Genomic DNA, 4722 nt, shown 5'->3' on the forward strand with positions numbered 1-4722 from the left:
CCGCCCACCGCCCCGCCGCCGCGCCTGCCCCCGGCCGCGCGGCTCACAGCCCCAGCCGCGCCAGCGCCTTGTCCGCCTCCAGCGGCCGCCCGTTGTCCCCCGCCGACCAGGCCGCCGCGCACAGCGCCCGCAGCCCGTCCACGGCATCCCCCGCACCGGACAGCTCCAGCGCACCGTCCCGCACCGCCGCCCACCGGCCACCGCAGCGGAAGCCGTCGCCGTCCGCCGCCACCTCCGGCTGGGCGGAAAGCAGCCCGCGCAGATCAGCCGCCACATACGACGGCCGGTGCTCGGGCCGGGCCGCCAGCAGCTGCGCGGCATCCGTGACCCCGGTCAGCACCAGCAGCGAGTCGACGCCCGCGTGGAACGCGCCCTCGATGTCGGTGTCCAGCCGGTCACCGACCACCAGAGGCCGCCGCGCCCCGGTGCGCAGAACCGTCTCCCGGTGCATCGGCGGCAGCGGTTTCCCCGCCACCTGCGGCTCACGGGTCCGGCCGGTGGCGATGCGCACCGCCTCCACCAGCGCGCCGTTGCCCGGCGCGATACCCCGCTCGCCGGGAATCGTCAGATCGGTGTTGGACGCGAACCACGGCAGCCCGCGGTTCACCGCGATCGCCGCCTCCATCACCCGGCCCCACGTCATGCCCGGACCGCCGTACCCCTGCACCACCGCCACCGGGTCGTCGTCCGCCGACTCCACCGGCACCATCCCGCGTTCACGCAGCGCCGTCCGGAGCCCCTCACCGCCCGCGCACAGCACCCGCGCGCCCCGCGGAAGCTGATCGGCCATCAGCCTGGCCACCGCCTGCGCCGAGGTGACCACCTCCTCGGCACCGGCCGGCAGCCCCAGCCCGGTGAGGTGATCCGCCACCGCCTCCGGCGTACGGTTCGCGTTGTTGGTCACATACGCCAGCCGCATCCCGCCGTCCCGGGCCACCACCAGCGATTCCACGGCGTGCGGCACAGCCGAGCCGCCCGCGTACACCACCCCGTCGAGATCCAGCAGCGCGGTGTCGTACAGCTCGCTCAGCGGCCGTCCGGTGCCCTGCGGGGCACGGCGCGGCCCGCCGCTCTCCTGCGCCGCCGGCTCCGCGGCGGCGTTCCCCCTGCTGTCAGCGGCCATGTGGCTCCCGCCTCTGCTCACGTCGCTCCGGACCGGTCCCGAAGCACCCCGGACCGGTCCCGTTCATTCCTCACCGATCATCGCGCACGCCGCCGAGCGCCCCCGGCCCGGGCTCCGCGCGATCACCGGCTTACCATGCCGGAATGCGTACCACCGTCCGGACAGGGGGCCTGGACCTGGCTCCGTTCCGAGCACTGCGCTACGTCCCCGAACGCGTCAGGGAACTGGCCGCCGTCACCTCCCCGCCCTACGACGTCGTGGTCCGCCCGGAAGGCTGGAACCACCTCCACACCTCCCACCCGTACAACATCGTCCGCCTGATCCTGCCGCAGAACGGCAACCCGTCGCCCGCCCACCGGCACCGCAGCGCGGCCGACACCCTGGCCCGCTGGCGGCGCGACGGCGTCCTGGCGCCCGACCCCACCCCCGCCCTGTACGTCTACGAGCAGCGCAGCGGCGGCATCCTGCAACGCGGCATCATCGGCGCCCTCCGCCTCACCCCGCCCGAGAAGCACATCGTGCTGCCGCACGAGGAGGTCATGCCGGAGGTGGTGACCGACCGGGCCGGCCTGATGCGCGAAACCGCCGCCAATCTGGAACCCCTGCTGCTCTCCTACCACGCCGATGCGGACGACCCGGACGGCGCCGCCGCCGTGATCGAACAGACCACGGCCACACCGGCGCTGCTCGACATCACCACCGAGAACGGCTTCTCGCACCGGCTGTGGGCCGTCACCGACCCGGACGGCCAGCGGCGCGTGCGCTCCGGCCTGGCCCGGTGCACCGCGCTGATCGCCGACGGCCACCACCGCTGGGCCACCTATCTCCGGCTGGCCGCCGAACACGGCCACGCCGCGCCCTGGGACCGGGGACTGGTCCTGCTGGTCGACACCACCCGCCACCCGCTGTCGGTACGGGCCATCCACCGGGTGCTGCCGCGGCTGTCCCCGGCCGACGCCCTGGTCCGCCTGCACGGCGCCTTCCGGACCCGTGCCCTCGGCACCGGCGACCTGGACCAGGCCCTGCGCACCCTGGAATCCGCCCGGCCCGAGGACGGCAACGCGTTCCTGCTGGCCGGCGGCGGACGGTTCCATCTGCTGGACCGGCCGGACCCCGCCCTGCTCGCCCGCACCGTCCCGGCCGACCGGCCCCCGGCCTGGCGGCGGCTGGACGCGGCCGTACTGCACAGCACCCTCCTCCGCACCCTGTGGCAGGTGCCCGAGACCCCCTCGCAGGTCGAGTACCTGCACGAGGCCGAGGCCGCCGTGGCCCGTGCCGAGGCCCGGGGCGGGTCCGCGGTCCTGCTCCGCCCGGTGTCCGAGACCACCGTCCGGTCACTGGCCGAGCACGGCGTGCCCATGCCGCAGAAGTCCACGTCCTTCGGCCCCAAACCGGCCACCGGCCTGCTGCTGCGCAGCCTCTACGACGGCTGACAGCGGCCCGCCGGGGCGGGTGGGGGGCGGGCGCGGTGCGGAAGCCGGCCACATGCTCCCGCCCCTCGCCGCCGACCCGCCCGGCTACCGCTCCCCGCGGCCTCCGCCGTTCCTCTCGCCGGTGTCGTCGCCGGTCTCGGTGTCCTTGGCCCTCATCCCGGCCTCGAACTCCTCGCCCAGCCCCGGCTCCTCGTCCATCTCGAACTCGTCGCCGCGCAGCCCGCCCGGCCCCGGCTCCTCCCGCTCGGCCGGTGGCTCGGCCCAGGGCTCAGCCCCGGCCCCGGCCTCTGGACCGGCCTCGGAATCGGACTCGGACTCGGACTCGGAATCCGGCTCCAGGGCATCGACGAACTCCACACCGTCGAGTTCGGCCAGCCGGTCGGAGGCATCCGTGGCCCCCTCCTGATCGGCCTCCACCGCCCTGGCGAACCACTTCCGCGCCTCCTCCAGCCGCCCCACTTCCAGCAGGGCATCGGCGTAGGCGTAGCGCAGCCGCGCGCTCCACGCCTGCTGGGCGCCGGAGGTCAGCTCCGGCGTCTGCAAGGTCACCACGGCCGCCTCCGGCTGCCCCATGTCGCGCCGCGCGCCCGCGGCCACCAGCCGCATCTCCACCCGGCCGGCCTTGTCCAGCTGGCTGGCCTCCGGCGCGCCCGCCATGGCCAGCGCCCGCTCCGGGCGGCCCAGCCCGCGCTCGCAGTCCGCCATCATCGGCCACAGGTGGACCGAGCCGGTCATCCGCCGTGCCGCACGGAACTCGGCCAGCGCCTCGGCGTACTTGCCCACGCCGTAGGCCGCGAAGCCGGCCGCCTCCCGGACCGCGGCCACCCGAGAGGCCAGCCGCAGCGCGGTCCTGGCGTACCCGTAGGCCTGCTCCGGGTCCTCGTCGAGCAGCCGCGCCACCATGACCAGGTTCCGGGCCACATCGGTGGCCAGCGTCTTCGGCAGGCCCTTCAGCTCCTGCTGGACGTCCCGGTCCAGCTCGCCACCGGTGACGTCGTCCGGGATCGGCATCCGCCGGACGTACTCGCGGTCCTGCTGGCGCGGACGCCTGTCCCGGTCCTCGGGTCCACCCCGGTACCCGCCCCGCCGCTCCCCGGGCCGCCCGTCGCGACGGTCACTCCGCCGCCCGTCCCGGCCACGGGTACCAGGAGGACCACTGCGCCGGTCGTCCCGGCGCAGGTCGCGGCGGTACTCCCGGCGCTCGTCCCGGCGCTCCGCCCTCGGGTACTCACGGCGCTCCTCACGCCCGCCGCCGGACCAGCCACCACCACGCCGCTCATCCCGCCGGCCATCACGGCGTTCATCGCGCCGCCCATCCCAGCGGTCCTCACGGCGTACCGGCCGACGCTCACCGTAGGAACCCCTCCGCTCGTCACGCCACCGGTCATCCCGCCGCTCGTCACGCCGGAAGCCGGGCCGGTCGTCGCGCCGGCCCTCATGCCGGTCATCCCGCCGGAAGCCCGGCCGGTCGTCGCGCCGGTCATCCCACCGGCCGGCACGCCGCTCACCCCGCCGCTCGTCACGCCGCTCGTCACGCCGGAAGCCCGGCCGGTCGTCGCGGCGCTCCCAGCGCCGCTCCTCACGCCTGGCCTCGCGGCGCTCACCCCAACGGTCACCACCGCTGCGGCGTTCGCCGTACGGCCGGTCCCCGCCCCTCGGCCGGTCCTCGCGGGATGGCGACGGTCGATACCCGTCCCGTCGCTCACCGCCACCGCGGCGCCCGTCCCTCCGCTCATCGCGGCCACGGAAGTCGCGCTCACCGTCCCTGCGGCCACGGCCCGCAGGCCGCTCCGCACGCTGCGGCCGCCCCGGACGGTCGGAGCGGTCCGGCCGCCGACCCCTCTCCGGCCGTTCCTCGGAAGAGTTGGACATCGACGCGACTCCTGTCTTTCACATACTCAAACGAAAGGGGCCCTGGTCCCCAGCGTGAACGCTGGGGACCAGGGCCCCTCAATAATCGTTCGGCGGCGTCCTACTCTCCCACACGGTCCCCCGTGCAGTACCATCGGCGCTGCAAGGCTTAGCTTCCGGGTTCGGAATGTAACCGGGCGTTCCCCTCACGCTATGACCACCGAAACTCTTTCGGACAACTCCACCACCGGCGGAATACCCAAAACAGTCCAAGCGAACAAGCACACTCTTCACTTAGCACAACTGTTTCTCACC

The 4722-nt window shown here is 74.8% G+C and carries 3 protein-coding genes and 1 rRNA gene; 1 reads left to right on the forward strand and 3 read right to left on the reverse strand.

The window, feature by feature from the left end; all coding sequences use genetic code 11:
* Positions 1-43: 43 nt before the first annotated feature.
* Positions 44-1123, reverse strand: a complete 1080-nt coding sequence (locus GQS09_RS26930) for an HAD hydrolase-like protein (protein WP_165990143.1) — start codon at positions 1121-1123, stop codon at positions 44-46.
* Between the two features lie 143 nt (positions 1124-1266).
* On the opposite strand from GQS09_RS26930, the gene GQS09_RS26935 reads away from it, so the two are divergent.
* A complete protein-coding gene (locus GQS09_RS26935) occupies positions 1267-2556 on the forward strand; it encodes a DUF1015 family protein (protein WP_165990144.1) in 1290 nt (429 codons plus the stop codon).
* Between the two features lie 84 nt (positions 2557-2640).
* On the opposite strand, the gene GQS09_RS28800 is transcribed toward GQS09_RS26935, so the two are convergent.
* Both GQS09_RS28800 and rrf read right to left on the reverse strand, forming a co-directional pair.
* A complete protein-coding gene (locus tag GQS09_RS28800) occupies positions 2641-3567 on the reverse strand; it encodes a tetratricopeptide repeat protein (protein WP_243761835.1) in 927 nt (308 codons plus the stop codon).
* 948 nt (positions 3568-4515) lie between these two features.
* Positions 4516-4632 (reverse strand): 5S ribosomal RNA (gene rrf, locus GQS09_RS26945).
* Positions 4633-4722 lie beyond the last annotated feature (90 nt).

Source organism: Streptomyces sp. YIM 98790, assembly GCF_011421595.1.
Classification (GTDB): Bacteria; Actinomycetota; Actinomycetes; order Streptomycetales; family Streptomycetaceae; genus Streptomyces.

What these genes read in the sequence shown, in the direction of transcription:
- GQS09_RS28800 (WP_243761835.1), bottom strand. Translation starts at nt 3,567, where the DNA reads ATGCCGATCCCGGACGACGTCACCGGTGGCGAGCTGGACCGGGACGTC.
- GQS09_RS26935 (WP_165990144.1), top strand. Translation starts at nt 1,267, where the DNA reads ATGCGTACCACCGTCCGGACAGGGGGCCTGGACCTGGCTCCGTTCCGA.
- GQS09_RS26930 (WP_165990143.1), bottom strand. Translation starts at nt 1,123, where the DNA reads ATGGCCGCTGACAGCAGGGGGAACGCCGCCGCGGAGCCGGCGGCGCAG.